Source organism: Pseudomonas sp. LFM046, from assembly GCF_000949385.2.
GTDB lineage: Bacteria > Pseudomonadota > Gammaproteobacteria > Pseudomonadales > Pseudomonadaceae > Metapseudomonas.
On record NZ_JYKO02000001.1, the window covers coordinates 984,956 to 1,011,645 of the forward strand.

General features: G+C 59.5%; 23 protein-coding genes. 16 read left to right on the forward strand and 7 right to left on the reverse strand.

The genetic code is table 11. The features are described from left to right. Window positions 1-133: 133 nt before the first annotated feature. From leuA to xseA, 4 genes are all read right to left on the reverse strand, one after another. Window positions 134-1,804, reverse strand: a complete 1,671-nt coding sequence (gene leuA, locus TQ98_RS04705; RefSeq protein WP_044871937.1) for a 2-isopropylmalate synthase — start codon at window positions 1,802-1,804, stop codon at window positions 134-136. Between the two features lie 356 nt (window positions 1,805-2,160). Then, entirely contained in the window at window positions 2,161-3,405 is a 1,245-nt protein-coding gene (locus tag TQ98_RS04710) for a mechanosensitive ion channel family protein (protein WP_044871936.1), read from the reverse strand. 111 nt (window positions 3,406-3,516) lie between these two features. Beyond that, on the reverse strand, window positions 3,517-4,338 hold the full coding sequence (locus TQ98_RS04715) for a peptidoglycan DD-metalloendopeptidase family protein (protein ID WP_044871935.1): 822 nt from the start codon (window positions 4,336-4,338) through the stop codon (window positions 3,517-3,519). Window positions 4,339-4,341: 3 nt separating this feature from the next. Then, a complete protein-coding gene (xseA, locus tag TQ98_RS04720) occupies window positions 4,342-5,721 on the reverse strand; it encodes an exodeoxyribonuclease VII large subunit (RefSeq protein ID WP_044871934.1) in 1,380 nt (459 codons plus the stop codon). A gap of 99 nt (window positions 5,722-5,820) precedes the next feature. On the opposite strand from xseA, the gene TQ98_RS04725 reads away from it, so the two are divergent. From TQ98_RS04725 to guaA, 3 genes are all read left to right on the forward strand, one after another. Then, window positions 5,821-6,372 (forward strand): hypothetical protein, encoded by a 552-nt coding sequence (locus TQ98_RS04725; protein WP_044871933.1) that lies wholly within the window; start codon window positions 5,821-5,823, stop codon window positions 6,370-6,372. Window positions 6,373-6,499: 127 nt separating this feature from the next. Then, a complete protein-coding gene (gene guaB / locus TQ98_RS04730; RefSeq protein ID WP_044871932.1) occupies window positions 6,500-7,969 on the forward strand; it encodes an IMP dehydrogenase in 1,470 nt (489 codons plus the stop codon). 114 nt (window positions 7,970-8,083) lie between these two features. Beyond that, window positions 8,084-9,664: a glutamine-hydrolyzing GMP synthase gene (gene guaA, locus TQ98_RS04735; RefSeq protein ID WP_044871931.1), complete on the forward strand. Its 1,581-nt coding sequence runs from the start codon at window positions 8,084-8,086 to the stop codon at window positions 9,662-9,664. Window positions 9,665-9,849: 185 nt separating this feature from the next. Here the strand turns inward: guaA and TQ98_RS04740 are convergent, their stop codons facing one another. Further along, the gene (locus TQ98_RS04740; RefSeq protein WP_044871930.1) at window positions 9,850-10,497 is read right to left on the reverse strand and encodes an intradiol ring-cleavage dioxygenase; all 648 of its coding nucleotides are present in this window, start codon (window positions 10,495-10,497) and stop codon (window positions 9,850-9,852) included. Window positions 10,498-10,704: 207 nt separating this feature from the next. On the opposite strand from TQ98_RS04740, the gene TQ98_RS04745 reads away from it, so the two are divergent. After that, the gene (locus TQ98_RS04745) at window positions 10,705-12,069 is read left to right on the forward strand and encodes a multicopper oxidase family protein (protein ID WP_044871929.1); all 1,365 of its coding nucleotides are present in this window, start codon (window positions 10,705-10,707) and stop codon (window positions 12,067-12,069) included. Between the two features lie 8 nt (window positions 12,070-12,077). Further along, window positions 12,078-12,566, forward strand: a complete 489-nt coding sequence (gene tadA, locus TQ98_RS04750; protein WP_044871928.1) for a tRNA adenosine(34) deaminase TadA — start codon at window positions 12,078-12,080, stop codon at window positions 12,564-12,566. 6 nt (window positions 12,567-12,572) lie between these two features. On the opposite strand, the gene mltF is transcribed toward tadA, so the two are convergent. Further along, on the reverse strand, window positions 12,573-14,021 hold the full coding sequence (gene mltF, locus TQ98_RS04755; RefSeq protein ID WP_242443046.1) for a membrane-bound lytic murein transglycosylase MltF: 1,449 nt from the start codon (window positions 14,019-14,021) through the stop codon (window positions 12,573-12,575). Window positions 14,022-14,202: 181 nt separating this feature from the next. On the opposite strand from mltF, the gene purL reads away from it, so the two are divergent. Next, on the forward strand, window positions 14,203-18,099 hold the full coding sequence (purL, locus tag TQ98_RS04760; RefSeq protein ID WP_103102883.1) for a phosphoribosylformylglycinamidine synthase: 3,897 nt from the start codon (window positions 14,203-14,205) through the stop codon (window positions 18,097-18,099). A 100-nt stretch (window positions 18,100-18,199) separates the two neighbouring features. Beyond that, the gene (locus TQ98_RS04765) at window positions 18,200-18,460 is read left to right on the forward strand and encodes a CDGSH iron-sulfur domain-containing protein (protein ID WP_082073175.1); all 261 of its coding nucleotides are present in this window, start codon (window positions 18,200-18,202) and stop codon (window positions 18,458-18,460) included. Here the strand turns inward: TQ98_RS04765 and TQ98_RS27860 are convergent. Next, window positions 18,427-18,618, reverse strand: a complete 192-nt coding sequence (locus TQ98_RS27860; protein ID WP_177410150.1) for a hypothetical protein — start codon at window positions 18,616-18,618, stop codon at window positions 18,427-18,429. The genes TQ98_RS04765 and TQ98_RS27860 overlap by 34 nt on opposite strands. A gap of 902 nt (window positions 18,619-19,520) precedes the next feature. Here TQ98_RS27860 and TQ98_RS04770 point away from each other — a divergent pair. The 9 genes from TQ98_RS04770 (at window position 19,521) to TQ98_RS27560 (ending at window position 26,429) form a co-directional block, all read left to right on the forward strand. Further along, complete coding sequence (locus TQ98_RS04770; protein ID WP_044871924.1) at window positions 19,521-20,027, forward strand: hypothetical protein; 507 nt, start codon at window positions 19,521-19,523, stop codon at window positions 20,025-20,027. Beyond that, window positions 20,024-20,317, forward strand: a complete 294-nt coding sequence (locus TQ98_RS27535) for a hypothetical protein (protein WP_146035983.1) — start codon at window positions 20,024-20,026, stop codon at window positions 20,315-20,317. Before TQ98_RS04770 ends, TQ98_RS27535 begins: the two co-directional genes overlap by 4 nt. Next, window positions 20,314-20,736 (forward strand): hypothetical protein, encoded by a 423-nt coding sequence (locus tag TQ98_RS27540; RefSeq protein ID WP_146035984.1) that lies wholly within the window; start codon window positions 20,314-20,316, stop codon window positions 20,734-20,736. The genes TQ98_RS27535 and TQ98_RS27540 overlap by 4 nt, the downstream gene beginning before the upstream one ends. Next, window positions 20,736-21,107 carry a hypothetical protein gene (locus TQ98_RS04775; protein ID WP_044871923.1) on the forward strand — a complete coding sequence of 124 codons (372 nt, stop codon included), beginning with the start codon at window positions 20,736-20,738 and terminating at the stop codon, window positions 21,105-21,107. Before TQ98_RS27540 ends, TQ98_RS04775 begins: the two co-directional genes overlap by 1 nt. Continuing rightward, window positions 21,107-21,415, forward strand: coding sequence for a hypothetical protein (locus TQ98_RS27545; RefSeq protein ID WP_146035985.1), 309 nt, complete (start codon window positions 21,107-21,109; stop codon window positions 21,413-21,415). The genes TQ98_RS04775 and TQ98_RS27545 overlap by 1 nt, the downstream gene beginning before the upstream one ends. Further along, window positions 21,405-23,651 (forward strand): hypothetical protein, encoded by a 2,247-nt coding sequence (locus tag TQ98_RS27550; RefSeq protein WP_146035986.1) that lies wholly within the window; start codon window positions 21,405-21,407, stop codon window positions 23,649-23,651. The genes TQ98_RS27545 and TQ98_RS27550 overlap by 11 nt, the downstream gene beginning before the upstream one ends. 14 nt (window positions 23,652-23,665) lie before the next feature. Then, entirely contained in the window at window positions 23,666-24,139 is a 474-nt protein-coding gene (locus TQ98_RS27555; protein ID WP_146035987.1) for a hypothetical protein, read from the forward strand. After that, on the forward strand, window positions 24,136-24,348 hold the full coding sequence (locus tag TQ98_RS04785) for a hypothetical protein (RefSeq protein ID WP_044871921.1): 213 nt from the start codon (window positions 24,136-24,138) through the stop codon (window positions 24,346-24,348). The genes TQ98_RS27555 and TQ98_RS04785 overlap by 4 nt, the downstream gene beginning before the upstream one ends. Before the next feature lie 608 nt (window positions 24,349-24,956). Beyond that, on the forward strand, window positions 24,957-26,429 hold the full coding sequence (locus tag TQ98_RS27560; protein WP_146035988.1) for a hypothetical protein: 1,473 nt from the start codon (window positions 24,957-24,959) through the stop codon (window positions 26,427-26,429). Window positions 26,430-26,690 lie beyond the last annotated feature (261 nt).

The following is a 26,690-nucleotide window of genomic DNA, read 5'->3' on the forward strand; positions in this document are numbered from 1 at the left end:
CGTCCGGATGGCGATGCGCACGGCGCACCCTACCGGCACGGCTTCTGCGTAGGCTGCGCTGTGCGCACCGGCGTTTCTCCCCCATAAACGAAAACCCCGCCGAATGGCGGGGTTTTTCTTTGCTGTTTCAGCCTCAGGCCGCTTCGGCCTCGGCCTGGCTCAGCGCGCGATTGAGGGCGCTGAACAGGGCACGGAAGCTCGCCGTGGTGAGGTTCTCGTCGATGCCGATCCCGTGCAGGGCACGACCGCCGTTGACGCGCAGTTCGATATAGGCCGCGGCCTTGGCGTTGGTGCCGGCGCCGATGGCGTGCTCCGAGTAATCCATGATCTCCACCTTCACCGGCAGGCTGGCGACCAGGGCTTCCAGCGGGCCCTTGCCCATGCCGCGCAGGTGCTGGGTTTCGCCCTTGACCTGGACTTCGATGTCGACGGCGCTGGTGCCGTTCTCTTCCTGCAGTCGATGACCCTTCAGGGTGAACGGGGTGGTGGCCTGCAGGTATTCGGCGTCCAGCAGCTTGTAGATCTGCTCGGCAGTCATTTCCAGGCCCAGGCGGTCGGTTTCCTTCTGCACCACCTGGCTGAACTCGATCTGCATGCGGCGCGGCAGGCTAATGCCGTATTCCTGCTCCAGCAGGAAGGTGATGCCGCCCTTGCCAGACTGGCTGTTCACGCGGATTACCGCTTCGTAGCTGCGGCCGATGTCGGCCGGGTCGATCGGCAGGTACGGCACTTCCCACAGGGCGTCGTCCTTCTGCTGGGCGAAGCCCTTGCGGATCGCGTCCTGGTGGGAGCCGGAGAAGGCGGTGTGCACCAGGTCGCCCACATAGGGGTGACGCGGGTGAACCGGCAGTTGGTTGCACTCTTCCACCACCTTGCGCACGGCGTCGATGTCGGAGAAGTCCAGCTGCGGGTGCAGGCCCTGGGTGTACATGTTCAGCGCCAGGGTTACCAGGTCGACGTTACCGGTGCGCTCACCGTTGCCGAACAGGCAGCCTTCCACGCGGTCAGCACCGGCCATCAGGCCCAGTTCGGTAGCGGCGACGCCGGTGCCACGGTCGTTATGGGTGTGCAGGCTGATGATGACCGAGTCGCGGCGGCTGACGTGGCGGCCGAACCATTCGATCTGGTCGGCGTAGACGTTCGGGGTGGCGCACTCAACGGTAGCCGGCAGGTTGAGGATGATCTTGTTCTCGGGAGTCGGCTGCCAGACGTTGATCACGGCGTCGCAGACTTCCACGGCGAAGTCCAGCTCGGTGGAACTGAAGATTTCCGGGGAGTACTGGAAGGTCCAGTCGGTTTCCGGCTGCTTGGCGGCCAGTTCCTTGATCAGGGTGGCGGCCTTCACGGCGATGTCGACCACGCCGGCCTTGTCCTGGTTGAAGACGATGCGGCGGAAGGACGGCGCGGTGGCGTTGTAGACGTGGACGATGGCCTTCTTCGCGCCCTTCAGGGATTCGAAGGTGCGGGTGATCAGGTCTTCGCGGGCCTGGGTCAGCACCTGGATGGTCACGTCGTCCGGGATGTGGCCACCTTCGATCAGCTCACGGACGAAGTTGAAATCGGTGTCCGAAGCGGAGGGGAAGGCCACCTCGATTTCCTTCAGGCCCACTTTCACCAGGGTCTTGAAGAAACGCATCTTCTTCTGCGCGTCCATCGGCTCGATCAGCGACTGGTTGCCGTCACGCAGGTCCGAGCTGCACCAGATCGGCACTTCGGTGATGGTCTTCGATGGCCAGGTGCGATCCGGCAGGTTGATGGCCGGGAACGGACGGTACTTGTTGGACGGGGCTTTCAGCATGCTCATGGGGCAAATCCTTTTTACTGCGGGCCGTTGGATGATCGGCCAGGCATTGAAATCGGCGGATGTGGCGGAGGCGGGTTTCAGCCACGCAGTCGGGGGCTGACCAGTCGCAGGCAGGCGTGTTGACGCAGAAGGAAGAGGGTGTGTGCGGTTTTCATAGGGGCTAACCCTATTCATCGTGAGTGAATATGGCAAGCATCGCGGAAAAAATGGTGAAAAAGAGCGCAAGAATCTGCAATGGGTGATTTTATTGCGTCAGGTTGGCAAGTTGCTTGATCTGATTGCGCGGGTGGTTCGGGGCGGGGCAGCCCGCTTGCGAAAAGCCCGGCACCGGGCAATTCGCGAGCAGGAGCCGTCCTTCAATTCACCGCTGGCAGCCGCAGGGTACGCATGTCCGCACCGCTGGGGTGCTGGAACACCCGTAGGCCGAACTCCGGCAGGATTGCCAGCAGGTGGTCGAAGATGTCCGACTGGATGGCTTCGTAGCGCGCCCAGGCCGTGGTGTTGGTGAAGCAGTAGAGTTCCAGCGGCAGGCCGTCTGCGGTGGGGGCCATCTGCCGGACCAGCAGGGTCATGTCCTTGCGGATGTCCTGGTTTTCCCGCAGGTAGTGCTCGACGTAGGCGCGGAAGGTGCCGAGGTTGGTCAACTGGCGGCTGTTGATGGGCACGCGATCGCTTTCGTCCAGTTGGGCGTTCCAGCTCAGCAGTTCGCTTTCCTTCGTCTTCAGGTAGTTGTCCAGCAGGCGGAAGTGGCGCAGCCGGGCGATGTCCTCCTGGCTGAGGAAGTGCACGCTGTTCTGATCCAGATAGAGGCAGCGCTTGATGCGTCGGCCGCCGGACTCCTGCATGCCGCGCCAGTTCTTGAAGGAATCGGTGATGAAGCGCTTGGTGGGGATGGTGGTAATGGTCTTGTCCCAGTTCTGCACTTTCACCGTGTGCAGGGCGATGTCGATCACATCGCCGTCGGCGTTGAGCTGCGGCATCTCCACCCAGTCGCCGACGCGGATGATGTCGCTGGAGGTAATCTGCACGCTGGCCACCAGCGACAGCAGGGTGTCCTGGAAGATCAGCATCAGCACCGCAGCCATGGCACCGAGTCCGGACAGCAGGATCAGCGGCGAACGGTCGATCAGGCTGGCGATCATGAGGATGGTGGCGATGGCGAAGATGGCGATCTTCAGTACCTGCAGGTAACCCTTGATGGGCCTCAGGTGGGCGTCTTCGCGGCGCTGATAGAGGTCGTTGGCGATGGTCAGCGCAGCGCTCAGGGCCAGGGCGACGGTCAGGATGATGAAGGCCGCACAGACGTTGGTCACCACTGTCACGAGGGTGTCGGGCAGGTTGGGGACGACTTTCACCCCGCCTGCCAGGACCATTGCCGGGACTATGTTGGCCAGGCGCCTGACCAGCCCATGGTCCGGAATCTTCTCATGACGGCCGTAGGCGATGGCGCCGGCGACATGGAACAGGCCGCGGACCAGGATGCGCTTGACCATCCAGTTGGACAGCCAGGCCACGACGACCAGGAAGATGGAGGCGACGATGGTGTGCAACTCATTGTGTTGCCGCAGCCATTCCAGCCAGGTGGTGAATTCGATCTGCATGGACGGCTCCCTGTGACGATTCGCTGGATTGGGGGCTTGCCCCGGAACCGGCGGACCTTAGCAAATGCCTTGCTGTGCGCCCAAGGCCGCGCCCTGTGCGCGGCTGTAGGATCAGGGCTTGTAGGCGCCGATGAAAATGGCCGGGTCCACCCGCACGTCGTTCAGGCTGACGTTCCAGTGCATGTGCGGTCCGGTGGCGCGGCCGGTGGCGCCGACGCGGCCGACCACGCCCCCACGGGGCAATTGCTGGCCGAGTTTCACGTCCACCTTCGACATGTGACAGAACATGCTGATCAGGCCCTGGCCGTGGTCGACGAACACCGTCTTGCCGTTGAAGAAGTAGTCGCCGATGAGGATCACCGTCCCTGCTGCCGGGGCCTTGATCGGGGTGCCGGCGCCCACGGCGAAGTCCAGGCCGGAGTGCGGATTGCGCTCTTCACCATTGAAGAAGCGGCGCAGGCCAAAGGGGCTGGAGAGCGGGCCATCCACCGGCTTGTCGAACAGCAGGTTGCTGGGTGTGCCGGGACTGAAGCGGCGGTAGGCGGTGGTCTGTTCGGCCAGTTCGCGGTCGATGCGCTTGAGGTCTTCGGGCAGCGGGTTCACCTGGCGCGTGTTGGCCAGCTTGATGTGCTGCTCGCGGTAAGTGCGCGGGGCGACGCTGAAGGCCAGTTTGCGGCCGTCGCTCACATCGACCTGCTGTTGGCCGGCCTTGGTGCCCAGCGGGATGCCGACGATGGCGATCCAGTCGCGACCTTCCTCCTTGACCACCAGCACCGGCTTGTCTTGGTAGCGGGCGGTGGGCGCTTGGGCGCTGTTGCCCAGCTGGACCACGGCTACGCCGCCGGGCACCGGCTTGTTCAACAGGCGGGTGATGAAGCCTTCGGCATGGGCGGGGAGGGCGAGGCAGAGGAGCAGGGCGGCGAACAGGCGCATGGATCAGTCCAGCAGTGAGAGGTTCACGGGGGTGAGGTGGTTGTCTTCGACACGCACGTCCAGCTCGCCTTCGGCGAGGCGCGCTTTCAGGCGCTGGCCGGGGCGGGTCTGGCCGGCGGCGCGAATGGCCTGGCCGCGTTCGTCCAGCAGGATGCTGTAGCCGCGCCCGAGGGTGGCGAGGGGGCTGACCACATGGAGGGTCTGGGCCAGCGCGTCGAGGCGCTGGCGGCGGTCCTTCAAGGCCTCGCGGGCAGCGCGGGGGAGGCGCGTGGCGAGGCTGTCGAGCTTCTGCCGCAGCAGTGCCAGGGTGCGGCCCGGGTGCTGCGCGGCGAGGCGGGTGTCCAGGCGCGCCAGGCGCTCGTGGCGCACCTGCAGCTGGCGCTCGAAGGCACGGCGCAGGCGCATGTCCAGATCGTCCAGGCGCTGGGCCTGCTGGCGCAGGCGCTCGCCGGGGTGACGCAGGCGTCGGAACAGGCCGTCGAGGCGCAGGCGCTCGCGAGTCAGTTGCTCCCGCAGGCGCAGGACCAGGCGGCGATGCAGGCTGTCGAGGCGCTGCTGCAGCTCGCTGGCATCGGGGGCCAGCAGCTCGGCGGCGGCGGACGGCGTCGGGGCACGCACATCGGCGACGAAATCGCTGATGGAGACGTCTGTCTCATGGCCCACGGCGCTGACGATGGGCGTCTGGCAGGCGGCCACGGCGCGGGCCACGGCTTCCTCGTTGAAGCACCAGAGGTCTTCCAGGGAGCCGCCGCCACGGGCCAGGATCAGGGCATCGAAGCCCTGGGCGTCGGCCAGCGCCAGGGCGCGGACGATCTGGGCGGTGGCCTCGCGGCCCTGCACGGCGGTGGGGATCAAGGTCAGCTGCACCTGGGGCGCACGGCGGCGGAACACGCTGATGATGTCGCGGATCACGGCACCGGTGGGCGAACTGACGATGCCGATGCGCCGGGGATGGGTCGGCAGCGGGCGCTTGCGTTCGGCGGCAAACAGCCCTTCGGCGGCGAGCTTTTCCTTCAGGGCCTCGAACGCCAGGCGCAACGCACCGTCGCCGGCGGGTTCCACCGCATCGGCGATCAACTGGTAATCGCCTCGGCCCTCGAACAGCGAGACCTTGCCGCGCACCCGCACGGCGAGCCCGTCGCGCAGGGCCTGGCGCACTTTCTGGGCATTCTGCCGGAACAGGGCGCAACGCACCTGGGCCTGTGCGTCCTTGAGGGTGAAGTAAAGGTGGCCGGAAGCGGGACGGGCGAGGTTGGAAATCTCGCCTTCCACCCAGACCTGAGGGAACACGTCCTCCAGGAGATGGCGGGCGCGTTGGTTGAGCTGGCTGACGGTCAGCACCTCGCGATCGAGGCCGAGCCGTTGAAAAGGGTCTTTGAGCATGGGCGGAAATGATAATGGCTTTGGCGCCATGCGCCATAGTTGACGGGGGGAGAACGGCAGTTAAGCTGCGCGCCCTTTGCACCCTTGCAGGAGCCCGAGATGGAGCCGAGCCAACTGATCATCGTGCCGCAGATTTCCACTGTGCCCGGCCATCAGGCCCTGGCCGGGCGCATGCTGCGCTGGCTGGCACAGCACGACGTGGTGCAGGCGCTGCCCAGCACCTGCGGCCTGCGCGGCAATCGCATGGCCTACGCGATCGCTCCCGGTGCGCGAACGGTGGTGGAGCATCCTGAGCGACTGCCGTTCGGCCTGCCGGTGAATGGCCTCGAACTGGTGGACAAGCGCTGCATCTATACACCCGCCCGGGGTTTCCTCAATGAGGCCGGCTGCCCGGAGTGCCGCCAGGAGGTCGGCGAGCCGCTGTTCGAAAGCCTGGACGAATGGTGGCCGGGCCAGACCGACAACTTCATCTGCCCGGAATGCGGTTTCGAGGACGACATCAACGGATTCCTCTTCCTCCAGCCCTGCGGTTTTTCCAACCTCGGATTCATCTTCAATGGCTGGGGTGGAACCGCCTTTACGGCGGTATTTCTGGATGCATTTGCCGAGCGGCTGGGGTTTGCCGTTCGGCAGGTACGGACCGATGGCTGACGACCGCTGATCGGCTTGGCATGTTTTTTTGCTGGAATGGCCTTGCAGCCCGTCAGCCGCGTTGAGCGGATGCCGTGGCCTCGTTATAATGGCGCGCTTCCAATTTTCCCGCCTGGGAGCCCCCGCCATGCTGCGCATCAGCCAAGAAGCCCTGACCTTCGACGACGTTCTCCTGATCCCGGGTTATTCCGAGGTTCTGCCCAAGGATGTCAGCCTCAAGACCCGCCTGACCCGCGGCATCGAACTGAACATCCCGCTGGTATCCGCAGCGATGGATACCGTGACCGAAGCCCGCCTGGCCATCGCCATGGCCCAGGAAGGCGGCATCGGCATCGTCCACAAGAACATGACCATCGAGCAGCAGGCTGCCGAGGTGCGCAAGGTCAAGCGCCACGAGACTGCGATCGTCCGTGATCCGGTCACCGTCACCCCCTCCACCAAGATCATCGAGCTGCTGCAGATCGCCCGTGAATACGGCTTCTCCGGCTTCCCGGTGGTGGAAGAGGGCGAGCTGGTGGGCATCGTGACCGGCCGCGACCTGCGCTTCCGTCCGAACGTCGGCGACACCGTCGCCGCGATCATGACTCCCAAGGAAAAGCTGGTCACCGCCCGCGAAGGCACCCCGCTGGAAGAAATGAAGGCCAAGCTCTACGAAAACCGCATCGAGAAGATGCTGGTGGTTGACGAGCACTTCTACCTGCGCGGCCTCGTGACCTTCCGTGACATCGAGAAGGCCAAGACCTACCCGCTGGCTTCCAAGGATGATCAGGGCCGCCTGCGCGTTGGCGCGGCGGTGGGCACCGGCGCCGACACCGGCGAGCGCGTTGCCGCACTGGTTGCTGCCGGCGTTGACGTGGTGGTGGTGGACACCGCCCACGGCCACTCCAAGGGCGTGATCGAGCGCGTTCGCTGGGTCAAGGACAACTACCCGCACGTGCAGGTGATCGGCGGCAACATCGCTACCGGCGAAGCTGCCAAGGCCCTGGCCGAGGCGGGGGCTGATGCGGTCAAGGTCGGTATCGGCCCGGGCTCCATCTGCACCACCCGTATCGTCGCCGGTGTGGGCGTACCGCAGATTTCCGCTATCGCCAACGTCGCTGCCGCCCTGGCCGGCTCCGGCATCCCGCTGATCGCCGACGGCGGCATCCGCTTCTCCGGTGACCTGTCCAAGGCCATCGTGGCTGGCGCCTCCTGCGTGATGATGGGCTCCATGTTCGCCGGTACCGAAGAGGCTCCGGGCGAAGTGGAACTGTTCCAGGGCCGTTCCTACAAGGCCTACCGTGGCATGGGTTCCCTCGGCGCCATGGCGCAGTCCCAGGGCTCCTCCGACCGCTACTTCCAGGACTCCTCGGCCGGCGCCGAGAAACTGGTTCCGGAAGGCATCGAAGGCCGCGTTCCCTACAAGGGCACCCTGACCGCCATCGTTCACCAGCTGATGGGCGGCCTGCGCGCTTCCATGGGCTACACCGGTTGCTCCACCGTCGAAGAAATGCGCACCAAGCCCCAGTTCGTGCGTATCACCGGCGCCGGCATGGCCGAATCCCACGTCCACGACGTGCAGATCACCAAGGAAGCCCCGAACTACCGGGTCGGTTGATCGGTCGACTTAACAGGTGCTGGAAGCTGGAAGCTGGAAGCCGGAAGTGATGACTTCGGGCTTTTACTTCCAGCTTCTGGCTTTCAGCTTCAGGCTCTTTCCGAAGGAAAGCTCATGGCTCACCAAGACATTCACGCCCACCGCATCCTGATCCTCGACTTCGGCTCTCAGTACACCCAGCTGATCGCCCGCCGTGTGCGCGAGATCGGCGTGTACTGCGAAATCCACCCGTTCGACATGGACAACGAGGCCATCCGCGCCTTCGCCCCGCGCGGCATCATCCTCGCCGGTGGTCCCGAATCGGTACACGAAGCCAACAGCCCGCGCGCGCCCCAGGCCGTGTTCGACCTCAAGGTGCCGCTGTTCGGCATCTGCTACGGCATGCAGACCATGGCCGAGCAACTGGGCGGCAAGGTGCAGGGTTCCGACCTGCGCGAATTCGGCTATGCCCGCGTTGACGTAGTGGGCAAGGCTCGCCTGCTGGATGGCATCGAAGACCATGTGGATGACGACGGTGTCCTGGGCCTCGACGTGTGGATGAGCCACGGTGACAAGGTCACCGACATGCCCCACGGCTTCCACATCCTGGCCAGCACCCCGAGCTGCCCGATCGCCGCCATGGCCGATGATCACCGCGCATACTACGGCGTGCAGTTCCACCCGGAAGTGACCCACACCAAGCAGGGCGGCCGTATTCTCTCTCGCTTCGTGCTGGACATCTGCGGCTGTGCGGCCCTCTGGACCCCGTCCAACATCGTTGAAGACGCCATTGCCACCGTTCGCGCCCAGGTGGGTTCGTCCAAGGTGCTGCTGGGCCTGTCCGGCGGCGTGGACTCCTCCGTCGTGGCAGCCCTGCTGCACAAGGCCATCGGCGACCAGTTGACCTGCGTCTTCGTCGACAACGGCCTGCTGCGCCTGCACGAGGGTGACCACGTGATGGCCATGTTCGCCGAGAACATGGGCGTGCGCGTGATCCGCGCCAACGCTGAAGACAAGTTCCTCTCCCGCCTGGCCGGCGTGTCCGACCCGGAAGAGAAGCGCAAGATCATCGGCCGCACCTTCATCGAAGTGTTCGACGAAGAAGCCACCCGTCTGCAAGGCATCAAGTTCCTCGCCCAGGGCACCATCTACCCCGACGTGATCGAGTCGGCCGGCGCCAAGACCGGCAAGGCCCACGTGATCAAATCTCACCACAACGTCGGTGGCCTGCCGGAAGACATGCAGTTCGAACTGGTCGAGCCGCTGCGCGAGCTGTTCAAGGATGAAGTGCGCAAGATCGGTCTGGAACTGGGCCTGCCCTACAGCATGGTCTATCGCCACCCGTTCCCCGGCCCGGGCCTGGGCGTGCGTATCCTCGGTGAAGTGAAGAAGGAATACGCCGACGTGCTGCGTCGCGCTGACCACATCTTCATCGAAGAGCTGCACAAGGCTGACTGGTACCACAAGACCAGCCAGGCCTTCGTGGTGTTCCAGCCGGTGAAGTCGGTTGGTGTGGTCGGTGACGGCCGTCGCTACGCCTGGGTCGTCGCCCTGCGTGCGGTGGAAACCATCGACTTCATGACCGCTCGCTGGGCGCACCTGCCTTATGAGCTGCTGGAGGTCGTCTCCAACCGCATCATCAACGAGATCGAAGGCATCTCCCGCGTCACCTATGACGTGTCGAGCAAACCGCCGGCGACCATCGAGTGGGAATGATGCGAGTGCGAAAGCGCTAGCGACACAAGACCGGCCAGGCCCCAAAGCCTGGCCGGTCTTGTTTTGGGGCCCTTGTAGGATGGGTGGAGCCTGCGATACCGATCAACGCGGCACCGCACGGGCTCTGCAGGGCAGGTCTTCGGCCTCTTTGGCGAATGAGTTCGCCCCCACAAAAGGCGCACAACTCAGCCCCGGGTTTCCACCACGAGCGTCAGCCGTGCAATGAAGCCATCACCGTCTTTCACCAACTCCGCCACCGACTGTTCTCCGCCTTGCGTGCGATAGATGTAATCCTGTTCCCTGGGCGTCCACTCCTGGCTGCCGTGCACGTAGGGCGGCCGGGTCATGGCCGGGAGGATTATGGCTTCGGGGAAGTACAGCTGGCCGGTGTGGATATCCCGCTCGCCCAGATGGACCCTGACGTGCACATGGTTGGTCCGGCCTGGGTAGAAGCCGGGGAGGATGCTGCGAAATTCCGCGCGGCCTGCCGCGTCGGTAATCTGCACCCCGCGCAGGAAGCGGCTGGCCTGGTCGTCGCCGACACCCGAATAGGCGCCCTGGGCGTCGCAGTGCCAGACCTCCAGCGCCGCGTCGCCCAGTGGCTGGCAGCCTTCCAGTCGCAGCACTTCGAATCGAAGCTTCAGGGGGACGCCCGGCTTGCCGTCGGTGATGTCCTGACGCAGCAGCGCATCCTCCAGGTAAAACGGCCCGGCTGTCTGTTCCGGGCTGAGACGGCAGGCACGTGTGGCGCTGGCCAAGCCGACGCGAGGCCAGTTCAGCAGCACCAGGCCGCCCAGGCAGAGCTTCACGATCTGGCGGCGGGTGGGATGCATGAGGACACTCCTCTGCTGCAAAGCCTTTCCATCCTACGCCTGCCGGAGAAGGGAGGCTGCGCCCATCGGTCGCGCTCAATGCAGATGCTTTCACTTATCTTTCACAGTCCCCAGGTGTATCTTGTGCGCCCCGTGAACCGGCCCGACAGAGGCCGGCTCGATTAGCCGATGGGACAGCCCCGTTCTTTCCTGGAGGAGCCTGACCCCATGTCCTTCACTCGCAGACAGATTCTCGGTGGCCTGGTTGGCCTCGGTGTGGTCGGCCTTGGCGCCGGGGGCGCCCGTTACTGGTTGGGGCGTACCCTGGACGCCAAGACCCACGACTACGAACTGATTGCCGCGCCCATGGACCTCGAACTGGTCTCCGGCCACATCACTCCGGCCTGGGCCTACGGCGGTCAGGCCCCTGGGGTGGAATTGCGTTCGCGCCAGGGCGACTGGCTGCGGGTGCGCTTCATCAACAAGCTCGACGAGCCCACCACCATCCACTGGCACGGCATCCGCGTGCCCCTGGAAATGGATGGCGTGCCCTACGTGTCACAGCTGCCGGTGTTGCCGGGCGAGTACTTCGATTACCGCTTCAAGACCGAGGATGCCGGCAGCTTCTGGTATCACCCGCACCTGTCCAGCGCGCACCAGCTGGGGCGTGGACTGGTCGGCCCGCTGATCGTCGAAGAACGCGAGCCCAGCGGCTTCAAACACGAGAAAGTGCTCAGCCTGAAGACCTGGCATGTGGACCAGGACGGCGCCTTCACCGCCTTCAGTGTGCCGCGCGAGGCCGCGCGGGAAGGCACTCGCGGCCGCCTTACCACCATCAATGGCAAGCCGCTGCCGACCCTGGAACTGCCGGCCGGGCAGGTGGTGCGCGTGCGCATCCTGAACCTGGACAACACCGTGACCTACCGGCTCAACCTGCCGGGGGCTGAGGCGCGCATCTATTCCCTGGACGGCCACCCTGTCGAGCCCCGCGAGCTGGGCAAGGAATACTGGCTCGGCCCGGGCATGCGTATCGAACTGGCCATCAAGGTGCCGGCGGAAGGTACCGAACTGCCGCTGCGCAATGGTCCGCTGCGTCTGGCGACCCTGAAGAGCGTGGCCAGCAATGAGGCGCCCGGCGACTGGCCTGCACCGCTGCCGGCCAACCCGGTCCCGGAACCTGACCTGGAAAAGGCCCAGGTGCTGCGTTTCACCTTCGAATGGGCGGCCACCCTGGTCAGCGGCGCCGGGCGACCGAGCAACTACTGGCAGATCAACGGCAAGGCCTGGGACATCAACGACAAGACCTGCGCCGACCGGCCTATCGCCAAGCTGAAGAAGGATGGACACTACATCTTCGAGCTGCGCAACATGGCCCAGTACCTGCACCCGATCCATCTCCATGGCATGGCCTTCAAGGTGCTGGATTCGGACCGCAAGAACATCATTCCCTACTTCACCGACACCTACCTGCTGGGCAAGAACGAGACCGCGCGCATTGCGCTGGTGGCGGAAAACCCGGGGATCTGGATGTTCCATTGCCATGTGATCGACCACATGGAAACCGGCCTGATGGCCGCCATCGAAGTCGCCTGAGCCCGACCATGCGCCAACCCCAGATCATCGACCGCAGCCGTGACGAACACTTCATGCGCGAGGCCCTCGCGCTGGCCCAGCAGGGCGCGGCCCTGGGGGAAGTGCCGGTGGGGGCGGTGCTGGTCAAGGATGGCGAGATCGTTGGACGTGGCTTCAACTGCCCCATTTCCGGCCATGACCCGAGCGCCCATGCCGAGATGGTGGCGGTGCGCGATGCCGCCAGCCGCCTGGAGAACTACCGGCTGGTGGGCAGCACCCTCTACGTCACCCTGGAGCCCTGCAGCATGTGCGCGGGGCTCATCGTCCATTCGAGGATCACGCGGGTGGTCTACGGCACCACTGAGCCCAAGGCGGGTGTGGTGGTCAGCCGCGGGCAGTTCTTCAACCAGGAATTCCTCAACCACCGCGTGCTGGTGGAAGGTGGGGTACTGGCGCAGGAGTCCAGCGAAATGCTTTCGAGCTTCTTCCAGGCTCGCCGCGCGGCGCGCAAGGAATAACACCCGTCAGAGTCTTTCGTCCTGTTGCTCTTGCGGCGGGCGGGTCTTGTTGATGCCGGGCAGGTGGCTGGCGTTCTCCGCCAGTTGGCTGCCTTCCATCTGCGGCTGGGTTACCCAGGTGAGGATGTCGTAGTAGCGGCGGATGTTCTGCACGAACTGCACCGTTTCGCCACCGCGCGCGTAGCCGTAGCGGGTCTTGCGGTACCACTGCTTCTGCGACAGGCGCGGCAGCATCTTCTTCACGTCCAGCCACTTGTTGGGGTTCAGGCCTTCGGCCTCGGCCAGCTTGCGGGCGTCGCCGAGGTGGGCGATGCCGATGTTGTAGGCGGCCAGGGCGAACCAGGTACGGTCCGGCTCCTTGAGCTCATCGGAGAGGCCTTCCTTGATCATCGTGAAGTACTTGCCGCCGCCGTGGATGCTCTGCCTGGCGTCCAGGCGGTTGGACACGCCCATGGCCTGGGCGGTGCCCTCGGTGAGCATCATCATGCCGCGCACACCGGTCTTGGAGGTGGCGGTGGGCTGCCAGAGGGATTCCTGGTAGCCGATGGCGGCCAGCAGTCGCCAGTCCACATCGTTCTTCTGCGACGCCTGGCGGAAATGCGGCTCATAGCGCGGCAGGCGCTGCTGCAGGTGCTTGGCGAAGGTGTAGGCGCCGACGTAGCCGAGGACGTCGACGTGGCCGTAATAGCGGTCTTTCAGGCGTTGCAGGGTGCCGTCCTTGCGCGCCTTGTCGAGGAAGGCGTTGACCTCGTTGTACAGGCTGTCGTCTTCCCCCGGCGCCATGGCCCAGGCCAGGCTGGTGGCGTCGCCCAGGTCGAAGGCCACACGCACGTTGGGGAAATACACCTGGTTCATCGCCAGCTCGTTGGAGTCCACCAGGGTCAGGTCGATCTGCCCTTCGTCCACCATGCGCAGCAGGTCGACCACTTCCACTTCATCGGATTCTTCGTACTTCAGGCCGGGCAGGGTGGCTTTCAGCGCCGCCAACTGCTCGGCGTGGCTGCTGCCCTTGAGCACCATGATGCGGCGGCCCACCAGGTCTTCAGGGCGGGTGGGGCGGCGCTCCCCGTTGCGGTAGATGATCTGGGGGGTGACATCCAGGTAGGAGTGGGAGAAACGCACCTCATTCTTGCGTGCGTCGCTGGCCACCAGTCCGGCGGCGGCCAGCACCGGGCCGTTGGCCTGGCCCAGGCTGGAGAAGACGTCGTCCAGCTTGTCGGCGGTTTCGATCTTGAGTTCGACGCCGAGGTCGTCGGCGAAGCGCTTGACCAGCTCGTACTCGAAACCGGTTTCACCGTTACGATCTTCGAAGTAGGTGGCGGGGCTGTTGCGGGTGATGACGCGTAGCACACCCTCCTCCTGAACGCGCTCGAGGGTGGTGGGCTGCTTGCAGCCGACGAGCATCAGGAAGAATCCGGTAGCCAGGGCCCAGAACGCCCGACGTGTGCCGAACACGTGGTGATTTAGCATCCTGCGAGTATACGCAAAGCCCGTCTGGCGCCATATCTCGACAGGGGGCATCTTCTCTGCTAGCTGCCGGGCGACGCGAGGCACCGTCAGAGGTGCCGGAAAGCGGCGCTTTGCGCTAGAATGCACGGCCTCCAAGCACACCCCTTCCCCAGAGGCTGTCCCGAAGATGTTGATCCTGCGCGGTGCTCCCGCCCTTTCCGCTTTTCGCCACGGCAAATTGCTCGAGCAACTGACCCACAAGGTTCCCGCCGTCAGCGGACTCTACGCCGAGTTCACCCACTTCGCCGAGGTGACTGGCGTGCTCACCGGGGAGGAAGAGCAAGTCCTGGCCCGTCTGCTCAAGTACGGCCCCAGCGTCCCGGTGCAGGAGCCCAGCGGCCGCCTGTTCCTGGTGGTGCCGCGCTTCGGCACCATTTCGCCCTGGTCGAGCAAGGCCACTGACATCGCCCGCAACTGCGGCCTGGCCAAGATCGAGCGCCTGGAACGCGGCATCGCCTACTACGTCACCGGCGAGCTCAGCGATGCCGAAGCGCAGCGAGTTGCCAGCACCCTGCATGACCGCATGACCCAGCTGGTACTGGCCGGCATGGAAGAGGCCGCCAGCCTGTTCAGCCACGCCCAGCCCAAGCCGCTGACCGCCGTGGACATCCTCGGTGGCGGTCGCGCCGCGCTGGAGAAGGCCAACGTCCAACTGGGCCTGGCGCTGGCCGAGGACGAGATCGATTACCTGGTCAAGAGCTTCAACGAACTGGGCCGCAACCCCCACGACGTCGAGCTGATGATGTTCGCCCAGGCGAACTCCGAGCACTGCCGCCACAAGATCTTCAATGCCAGCTGGGACATCGACGGCCAGGCGCAGGAGAAGAGCCTGTTCGGCATGATCAAGAACACCTACGAGATGCACCGCGAAGGCGTGCTGTCCGCGTACAAGGACAACGCTTCGGTCATCGAGGGTTCCACTGCCGGCCGCTTCTTCCCGGACCCGGTGACCCGTCAGTACGGCGCCACCCAGGAGCCCGTACACATCCTGATGAAGGTGGAAACCCACAACCACCCGACCGCCATCGCGCCGTTCCCCGGTGCCTCCACCGGCTCCGGCGGCGAAATCCGCGATGAAGGCGCCACCGGCCGTGGTGCCAAGCCGAAGGCCGGCCTGACCGGCTTCACCGTTTCCAACCTGCAGATCCCCGGTTTCGAGCAGCCCTGGGAAAAGCCCTACGGCAAGCCCGAACGCATCGTCACCCCGCTGGACATCATGATCGAAGGCCCGCTGGGCGGCGCCGCGTTCAACAACGAGTTCGGCCGTCCGGCCCTGACCGGCTACTTCCGTACCTTCGAGCAGGCCATCGACACCCCCCACGGTGAAGAAGTGCGCGGCTATCACAAGCCGATCATGCTCGCGGGCGGCATGGGCAACATCCGCGCCGAGCATGTGCAGAAGGGCGAAATCTCCGTCGGCGCCAAGCTGATCGTCCTCGGCGGCCCGGCCATGCTCATCGGCCTGGGCGGCGGCGCAGCCTCCTCCATGGCCACCGGTGCCAGCTCCGCCGACCTGGACTTCGCGTCCGTCCAGCGCGACAACCCGGAAATGGAGCGTCGCTGCCAGGAAGTGATCGACCGTTGCTGGCAGCTGGGTGGCGAGAACCCCATCAAGTTCATCCACGACGTGGGTGCCGGCGGCATCTCCAACGCCCTGCCGGAACTGATCAACGACGGTGGCCGCGGCGGCCGCTTCGAACTGCGCGCCGTGCCCAACGACGAGCCGGGCATGAGCCCGCTGGAAATCTGGTGCAACGAGTCCCAGGAGCGCTATGTGCTCTCCGTGGATGCCGCTGATTTCGAGCGCTTCAAGGCCATCTGCGAGCGTGAGCGCTGCCCGTTCGCCGTCGTGGGCGAAGCCATCGAAGAGCGTCACCTGACCGTCGCCGACAGCCACTTCGGCAACAAGCCGGTGGACATGCCGCTCGAGGTCCTGCTCGGCAAGCCGCCGCGCATGCACCGCTCCGTCAGCCGCGAAGCCGAGCTGGGCGATGACTTCGCCGCCGCCGGTCTGGACATCGAAGACGCCGTGAGCCGCGTGCTGCACCACCCGGCCGTGGCCAGCAAGAACTTCCTGATCACCATCGGTGACCGCACCATCACCGGCCTGGTGGCCCGCGACCAGATGGTCGGCCCCTGGCAGGTCCCGGTAGCCGACTGCGCCGTTACCGCCACCAGCTTCGACGTCTACACCGGCGAAGCCATGGCCATGGGCGAGCGTACCCCGCTGGCCGTGCTGAACGCCCCGGCCTCCGGCCGCATGGCCATTGGCGAAGTGATCACCAACCTGGCCGCCTCGAAGATCGAGAAGCTGGGTGACATCAAGCTCTCCGCCAACTGGATGGCCGCCGCCGGCCACCCGGGCGAGGACGCGCGCCTGTACGACACCGTCAAGGCCGTGGGCATGGAACTGTGCCCGGCGCTGGGCATCACCATCCCGGTGGGCAAGGACTCCATGTCCATGAAGACCCGCTGGCAGGACGAGGGTGTGGACAAGTCCGTCACCTCGCCGCTGTCCCTGATCGTCACCGGTTTCGCTCCGGTCAGCGACATCCGCCAGACCCTGACCCCGCAGCTGCGCCTGGACAAGGGCGAGACCGACCTGATCCTGATCGACCTCGGCCGTGGCCAGAACCGCCTGGGCGGCTCCATCCTCGCCCAGGTCTACAGCAAGCTCGGCCAACAGGTGCCGGACGTCGATGACGCCGAAGACCTCAAGGCCTTCTTCGCAGTGATCCAGGGCCTGAACGCCGATGGCTATCTGCTGGCCTACCACGACCGTTCCGACGGCGGCCTGCTGGCGACCGTGCTGGAAATGGCCTTCGCCGGCCACTGCGGCCTGGACCTCTACCTCGACGCCATGGCCGACAACCGCGACGAGCTGACTGGCGTGCTGTTCAACGAAGAGTTGGGCGCCGTGATCCAGGTTCGCCAGGACGCCACCCCGGAAGTGCTGGCCCAGTTCAGTGCCGCCGGCCTTGGCGACTGCGTGGCGGTGATCGGCCAGCCGGTCAACGGCGCCAATGTCGCCATCAGCTTCAACGGCGAGGCCGTGTTCGGCGGCGAGCGCCGCCTGCTGCAGCGCCAATGGTCCGAGACCAGCTACAAGATCCAGCGCCTGCGTGACAACGCCAACTGCGCCGACCAGGAATTCGACATCCTGCTGGAAGAAGAGAACCCCGGCCTGTCCGTCAAGCTCAGCTACGACGTCAACCAGGACATCGCCGCGCCCTACATCAAGAAGGGTGTGCGTCCGCAGGTGGCGATCCTCCGCGAGCAGGGCGTCAACGGCCAGGTGGAAATGGCTGCCGCCTTCGACCGCGCCGGCTTCGCCGCCATCGACGTGCACATGAGCGACATCCTCGCCGGCCGCGTCAACCTGGAAGACTTCAAGGGCCTGGTGGCCTGCGGTGGCTTCTCCTACGGTGACGTGCTCGGCGCCGGTGAGGGCTGGGCCAAGTCCATCCTCTTCAACGCCCGTGCCCGTGACGGCTTCCAGGCCTTCTTCGAGCGCAAGGACAGCTTCGCCCTCGGCGTGTGCAACGGTTGCCAGATGATGTCCAACCTGCACGAGCTGATCCCCGGCACCGAGTTCTGGCCGCACTTCGTGCGTAACCGCTCGGAGCAGTTCGAGGCTCGCGTCGCCATGGTTCAGGTGCAGGAGTCGTCCTCGATCTTCCTGCGTGGCATGGCCGGTTCGCGCATGCCCATCGCCATCGCCCACGGCGAAGGCCATGCCGAGTTCGAGAGCGAGGAAGCCTTGCTGGAAGCCGACCTGTCCGGCTGCGTGGCGCTACGCTTTGTCGACAACCACGGCAAGGTCACCGAAACCTACCCGGCCAACCCCAACGGTTCGCCCCGTGGTATCACCGGCCTCACCAGCCGCGACGGCCGCGTGACCATCATGATGCCGCACCCGGAGCGCGTGTTCCGTGCCGTGCAGAACTCCTGGCGCCCGGATGAGTGGCAGGAAGATGCCGGCTGGATGCGCATGTTCCGCAACGCCCGCGTCTGGGTGGATTAAAAGCCGGCCGAAGGCCGTTCTGATTGGCCCACTCGGTCATCGACAGCAAAAGGCGGGAGAAGGCACTCTTCTCCCGCCTTTTTGTTTTTGAGCTCCAACCATGCCGGACCCGCTGCTCCCCGAAGTCCGCCATCTCCAGCCCGGTGAGCGCTGTCGGCTCTGCCGTTGCGGCCAGTCCGTGCGGCTTCCCGATTGCCAGGCCGATTGTCCCGATGGTTTGTCCCTGATCGCCGCCCGCGAGCAGCGCCTGTTGCTATGCCGTTGCGGCCTTTCCGCCCGTCTGCCCTATTGCGACGGAAGCCACAGTCCACCTACGCCCAGCCTGGGTCAGCGCTGGCGGCGTTTCTGGAAAGGTGAGTAACGCGTCGCAGTTATCGCCAGGCGTACTAGGCAAGGGGAGAACGCCTCGTTGTGGTACAGGTCAAACTCGCCGTATGTGAACGGCACCTCGGCGGTGATTGATATCACGGTGACATTATTTGTGGCGCCATTGCTGAGTAGTCCCGCCACCTGATTCATGCGGAGAACCTGATGTACAAACTGTGCTTCTCGGTTTTGTTTGAAAAAGCCTTATAAATCAATGGCTTGACATGGTTCAGCAATCGGATTTCCACCCAATTTTTCTACCCAAGGCTCACATCCTCAAAGCCAGATAATCCGGGCCTTCCAGCTCAAGCCCTGATTCTGCCTAGCTCCGCTCATCCGAAGAATTGTAAATTTACTGGACAGGTGGCACAGAAAATGCTTGACAGATGACGATTCTCTTGGTATAATTAGCATGAGGAATACAGAAGAGTTTTCTTTTCTCCACGTCTCCTGCGTTTGATACACGATCAATCGGATTACGGGCGCCAGTCCCGTTCAATCACTGGCACTATCTCCAGACGAAGGCGAATAGCTAACGTCTCTGCCATGTTGAGACTACACCCCTCGACATGGCACTTCTCATCTACGTTGCTCTACACAACGTACATTAGACCGGGGCTTCGATGGCCTCCACTGCACTCCAGCCAGTAGTGTTCGGTCGCATCCTTCGGACGCTAGTTCGAAGACTGGTTACTGTCGGAGTGGTTCCCCGACAGGCTGTTTAGAGTTGTACAGTTTCAGGTAACAACTCACCTAATTCAAAAGTGTTGGTGGTAATGAAGAGTCTCCTTCGGGGGACTTTTTCAGGACTCCTGCACGACTCCGTAACACAAAACATATTAATCAACTTACATCACCAGATACTCAGGAGGTATTTGCATGATCATTATTCGCCCATGCATCCAATGCGGATGCCCCTACGAAACAAAACTTTCCACATCAAAGTTCTGCTCTACAAAATGCAGAATGCAACACCACAGAGCTTTGAAGAAAGCAGAAGCAACAAACGAAACAACACAAATTGAAACACCAACACACACAGAGGAAACAACACAATGAAAACTAATGACAGCATTTTCCACACCTTCGACGCCAACGAACTGAAAGCACTCCAAGAAAACGAGAAAGGTTTCTTTGCAATGCGAGTTCACCTGAAGGATCGCCACCCAGAAACTAATGAGATTCTTCGTGGTGCGATTCAGGAGTTCACATTCCAGAACCTCCCGCATGCATTCAGTGAGTACGCCCGCCTGCTGAAAGAGGGTTACAAAGAGTGTGCACTACAGCCAAGTTATGTAGCAGGGCCTACAGGAATCTTCATCACTCTGTTCATGGAGCGTCCAAAGAAGGACCAAGCAATTGACATTAAAGTCCTCGATGAAGAGGTTGAAGCTCGTTACCGTGCAAACATTGATAAACAGAATCGTGAAATTGAAGACAGGCAAGTCAATCTGATGCTTGAGCAAGCACGAAAGAAGCGTGAACAGGAAGCAGCTCAAGCTCTCGCAGATGAAGAGGCCGCTATTCGTGCAGAAGTTCGCACACTGTTGGGTGCAGCATGAACGCCAATACCCTTGATGCAACTACAAGATTTCTCTTGAAGAAGTATTCTCCTGATGATGTGCGACTAGCTACAACAGCAGGTATTCCAAGGATTCAACTTGTAATGTCTGTTGACGACTACTCCGAAAGAATGATTTCAAAGCTGTGTGCAGAGTTTAACAAAACTCACCCTGAGTGGATGGCAGATAGCTTTACCCTTCTAACTGACTACACCCTGCCAACTGGTCATATTCTCAAAGCCGGTAGTTGGGTGTTCAGAAATTACGACAAAGGGACATTTAAGGAATGAAAGTTAAAACAAACATTCCGCCATCTTTGAGAGTGCTTGCACTTGACGTGCAAATCAATCCAGAGAAGTGGCGTGCACATTACTTCCTCAGTGGTGAAGTATTCATCAAGGAAGTATTCAAGAAGCTGAGAACATTCCTTGCCAATCGCCTTGGATACATTCCAGCTTACAACTACGTTTGGCTAACAACAGAAGTAGGTGTTGCCATTGCATTCTCTGGAAGTAAGTTTGCTTTGCAGCTTCTTCCCGATTTCTTCGAATGGTGCATTGAACAACAACACGTAGGCAAGGCCATGTGCGGATATCTTGGATGGAGCAAAGCCAAGTCCACACAACTTCTCAATGAAACACTGAAAGTATACGCACCAATTCCCAACACCCGCAGTTACGGCGGAACACTACGACAGGAGAACGAATAATGTGTAAAGCAGAATGCCTGCTTCGCAAGGCAGTAGAACAAAACGATCAACTCAGATTCCAAGTGGAAACACTTCAACGTCGTCTAGATGAAGAAGAACAAGCCAGACACAAAGCTGAGGCTGAAGTTGCAAAGCTCAATGGATACATTGATCAAGATACAAAGTGTATCGAGCAGCTAAAGCAAGCTTGGAGTTGGTGCAATGGAGAACTAGAGCAACTTCAAGAGAAAAGTCTTCTCAGTGAAGTGCAAGCCAACATTATGGTTGATCGCATTCAGGACTTGGCTAAAGAACGTGATGAGCTGTTGCAAGCGATGGAGTTTGCCAACGCTGTATTTATCGAACTTGGAATTTTCAAGGTGGAAGAATAATGACCGACACAAAGTTAACATCCACACATCGCAAATACTTTCTTGCTTTCGTGCAAGATGCTGTGAGAGGTGCACACGCCTCCACAATGCCAACAGAGAAAGTGGAAGAATTCCTAACTTCTGTAAATCTTCAGCCCGTCGCTGATGAACTTGGAAAAGCAATTCTAAGCAAAGTGAGCTACAGCCAAGTTAAGGCAGTGGACAAATTCATGAACAGTGCAGATTACCTTGCTGTGATGGATGCAATTGCTCACGCACTAACACAGTTCACCATCCCAAGAGCAACAGAGGTGGAGAATGTACAGTGATGAAATTGCCCGTCTAACAGGTACGTTGAAGTTCGAAGTCGATAAGACAGGCTTTAGAGATTTTCAGCGTTATTTGGATAACTTAGAACGCCGACTAGCGAATTTTCGTAAGGTTGCTGATAAGAAACTTGGAATCAAGCCTGCTGGAATGCAGGTAATGACCAAACAGATTAAAGAACAGCAGGCTCTTACGAAAGCTCAGTTTACTCAGCAGATGCAGGCATCCAAGTTTACCCTTGCCAATGCCAAAGCTGAAACACAACTAGCTCAACAGCGTACAAAGCAATCTCTGTTGGAATCCAAACAGAAACGTGCAGACTTGCAATTCAGTCTCCAAGCTGAAAAGGCAATGCACCAACTACGTCAACAAGCAGCTAGAACAGCCGCCGCTGAAGCTCGTTCCAAGACTGCTCTTGGCCGTCTGGCAGCCTTCGAACAGGACAGGCAGTATAAACTTGATCAGCGTCGTGCACGTGATCTGAAGCGCCAGCAACAACGCTCCAGTGTATCTAGCGGTCATCGCCTCCCTCACTTTGGTGGTGGTGGCCTTGGTGGTTTTGCAGGCCGTATGTCTCTTGGCCCGATTGTAGCGCCCTCTATGGGCGGTATTGCTGGTGCCGCTGGTGGTGCGACAGTTGCCCTTGCTGCTCTTGCCGCTGCTGCTGTAGCCGCTTCTAACGCCTTTGCTGAGGCTGCTCAGAGAGCTGGTGACACTCGTGATACTCGCCTAGCCCAATTCAAGGCAATGACGGGGAGTCGCGAAGGCGCCCTAGGTGCTGAAAGTCGATACTTGGAACTAGCGAACAAGCTTGGATTGGACGCTGCTCAAGGTGGTAGAGACTACGCCAAACTAACTGGTGCACTCTCTCGCAAAGTTGGTGTTGAACAAGCTGAGGCAACAGCAGCGGGAATCCTGTCTTACGGAAAATCTCAGGGTTCGACAGGCGAAGAGCTTCAGGGCTTGAATCGTGGTCTGTTGCAAGCACTTGGTAAGAATCAGCTCTTCTCTGAAGAGTGGACAGGCCAAATCGCCGAACACCTTGGAGCGCGTGCTAACGAGTTTGGTGCAGAAGCTTATCAACGTGCAATCGGCGGAAACAAAACTGGTCAAGCGGCTGAGGATCAATTCCGTAAGGATCGTGAGGATAGGAAGATTGCTGGTAAAACTCTACAGACGTTCTTGGTAGAGCTTGGCAACATCCTTGGGAAACACGCTAACGATGGTGGCGCCCTAGACATTGCTGTGAACACTGGTGAATCCTCCCGTGCGAGGATGGAAAACCAACTACAAGCAAGTCTTGCTCATTCTTACGATGCAAACGACTCCAAGCTGAGAAATCAAGTAGCCCTGTTCAACAAAGCCAAGTTTGACTTGCTTCAAGGGCTAGGCCCGGAGTTCGATAAATTCGGCTCTCTGGCTGCTGATACTCTCGCGATTATCACGAGCGTAATCAACAAAACCACAGAGTTTGTGAACGCTGTGAATCAAGGCGATCTGTCTGGATTCTTCGACAAAGATTCTCTGCAAGAATTCCAAGATTCCTTTGGAGAGCTTTCTACAGAGTTCCATGAACAGCTAGAGCAAATTGGCATTCTGTGGTCTGCCATCTGGGGCGATACCACACCTAAAGATGTTGGCTCCTTCGTTCTGGATGTATTGTCCAAAGTGACGCAAGGCATGGCGACAGTGTTTGATGTATCTCAATCGATCCTTGGTGTTATCACTGACATTGTTGAGAAGATTCGTGCAGCAGCGGAGACATTGGGAATCGTTGAAAAGCGTAAAGCCAACAAAGATGGAATCAGCGGAAACGCTGATCGCATTCAAGGCCAAATGACGCCAATCCCCCGCAGTGAAGAAGAAGCAAACAGGATTCAACGTGGACTGATGCCTAACTTGGATGGTGCTGCTATTCCACGTGCCGGTGCTGACTTCATTCCACAATGGATGAAGGGAATCACTGCTGCAAACATTCCTGATTACAACGCAACTGGAATCGCCGCTGCAAACGCAAGTTCTCAGACAGTCAACACCACAACCAACACTGATAACTCTGTCAAGAATGATATTGTGCAGAATATCAACGTCGAAGTGAAAGTGCCTGATAACGTCGCCACAGTGCAGGGAATGAAAGACTTCCTTGAAAGGGATCTTGATCGTGCAATCAAAAATGGTGCTGAGCGAGTGTGGTTTGACCAACTCAGCAGAGCCGCCGCACGACAGAAAGAAAAGTAACAGGGAGGGACGCAATGTCCCTCTTCCTATCAACGAACAACAAACGGAAAGTATTAATGATTCTTGGATTTAAAAGTTGGCTAAACGCAGCCAAAGGAACCATCCTTGCATTTGCACTGTTGGTGCTAGTGTCGTGTGGCGTATCCACAATGACAGCTCAGGATACAGCAGAGCGCACCGTAGAAGCCTCCCAAATTGAGTTTGAACGCGACTTCGACAAGAGAGTGAGTCAAACCCTACGTGAGCAGCGAGAACGCAATGCAGCGGAAATTAGAGACATTCATGATAAGTTGGATAAGACATACATGCTTCTATCTGGAGTGCTGGAGTCTAGCGGTTATGTCGTATTGCCAAATGGCAAAGTATTGCCGCCAGCTCACAAACCACAGACAATCACAAACAACACAACCACCAACACTGACAATTCTCAACGAACAACGTTCTCACAGAACATCAACACGAGAATTACCAAGGAGGAATCCAAATGATCCAAAAGATTCTAGTAGCTGCCTCTCTCGCCATCGCCCTTGGAGCTGGTGCTTATCTGCTTCAGCCGTCAGGCGATCCAGCGTGGAAGAACAACACTGCGATTCCTGAACAGGTTCGTGAGAAATACGATTCCGCAGAAGAGTTCCAAGCAGCAGCTAAAACAGAAATGTGCAAACAATTCCCCAATGCAGAGAGGTGCAAGCAATGACACAAACTTACAGATGGCCGACTCAGCCAAACCCCAAGAAAGCCCGCCCATTCTCTGGCCTGTTTAGTGCAGATGGCACAGTGCAGCACGTAGCCGATTATCTAGCCAAGCACTACGGAACAGACTTTGTGAATACATTTCCAGCAGCAGTCCACGAGTTCCATTCAATGGTGTTCATGGGGTACAGCGAGGATGTGTGCGATATCATGATTCAGAGTTACTACAGCACTCCGAAGCTTGCCAATTGAAACTTGTCACTTTATGTCAACCAATATCGTTAAAGTTGGAACTTTATGTCAATGACATATAGACAGTGTCGAGTTAAAATATAGTGTAGAAGGGAAGTTCTGTTTTGTTCTTCCCTTTTCTTACACCCCCGACTCTACTCCGTAACGTTCGCCAGCCTTGGCGTCCTACCCGCTGTATACACCAAACACATTAATCATCCATCCAACATGGAGGAATCTCTATGCGTCTCTGTACGTGCCGTTATTGCGGCCATGTTCATTACAAGCAGCGTGCTAATCCGTTCTGCTCTTCTGCTTGCCGTAAAGCCTACGCCGATCTAACCAAATTTAAACCAACAGCTAACCTGACAGGAGCTATCAATGACACAAACAACACCAGCAACAAAGACTAAGAAAAAGAACAACCTTCGCTATTGTGCAAACAAGGAGTGTGGAAAGCGTTTCCGCTTCAGGACAGCCAAACAGAAATATTGCTCTGATGGTTGCAAGGGTGCACAACACAACAAGAAACGTCGTGTTGATCCAATTGAAAAGGCGATGAAAATTGCGTTGAATAGCAACTTCTTCTATTACATCGCCAAGGAAGTAAAGCGAGCTGGAACCTTGGAAATTCTGACAGGACACACTGTTGAGTCCCTTGGTGAACTTTACAAAATTCATGCTTTCGCCCACATTGCCAACAAATACAGCACAGTCAAAGATTATGAAATTTCTCATATCTGCCCGGTTAACGGACAGTCCCTAGTTGGCTTGCTCCATCCTCACAATCTCGTTGTTTCCCCCAAGTCTCTCAATCGTTCACATGGAACTAAGCACTATGGCGAAGGATTGGGCATTCTCCGTTCTGAAAAAGATTTCCTGAAAGTTCGCCCGACCGACAAAGAAAGTGAAGTGAAGGAAAAGGCAATTCATTTTCTTGGTCGTGATCTGGTGGCCCGAGTTGTGAAGGAATACAAGATTAAACCAACTACAGCTTCCAAAGATCGTGCATGGATTGCTGCTAATGCTGACTTGAACATTCCTGAACACTTTGAACTCTACGAACGTGCACAGGAAGCCAAAGGCAGGGAGCTAACAACTCTGAAAGCAGAATTGAAAGCACTGATTGATGGAACAGAAGTTAAACCAGCATACAAGATTGAACTAGGATCGATGAGTGCTGCACGTGTAGTCTTGCGAGAGTGGAAACGTCATTCTGAATTCCGTCCAGAGATTGCCGGATTCCTCGCTGACTTCAGAGAATCCACACGAAACGGATATGCACAACTCTCCAACGAAGATATTCAACTAATCTTTGATCTGCTGCACGGAAAGTCTGTTGATGATCTGGAGATTGCTCTTGAAACCATGATTGCCAAGCACACTATCCCTGCTGGAACATCTGTTGATATTCCGTGGTGGGAAGATATCTATGGCGACAAAACTAAAGAAGAGACGGATGCCGCCTTTGAAATTGCAAGGCAAAATTGGGTCGTCAAGCCCTACAAAAAACCATCCAAGAAAGTCGTCAAACAAGTTGAGCCGTTTAAGTTCAACCTCACTCAGCCTGAAATCCTGACTCGTGATCTGGAAGAACTTTACCACCGTAGGAGAGACGAACGTCGCCTAGCTGCTGTTGTGACTCTCCCTGTTGTTCCTGTGCACACTCCTTCTAAGTGCGTGACAACCTCCTTCCTTGATGATCTGAAAGCGGAGATAGCTGCTGATACTCCTGCTCCCGTTGTCAGTCACCACTTCGTTGAGAGTCACCACTTCGTTGAAAGTCACTCGTTCGCCCTGGACGACGACGATGTTGATCCGTTCGCCTTCGTATCGTGCAAGGAGGTGGCATGAAGGAAATGAAAAACCCGCCACTAGGAGAGAAACGGTACGGTTCAAATCCGCCAAAACAAGGCTCAAGCCCTACTCTCATAAGGCTTTCAGCCTTTTAATGGTGTTCCATAACGTGAGTTATGGTGTGTATTCCCCTCTTCCCGAGGCGTTAGCAATAACGCTGAAGGAAGGGGCGACTTGAAGGCGAGACAACATTAATAATGCGAAGAAACTGTCTGTTAATTAGTAGTTAACAACACCATCTTATGGGGTGCTTGAATT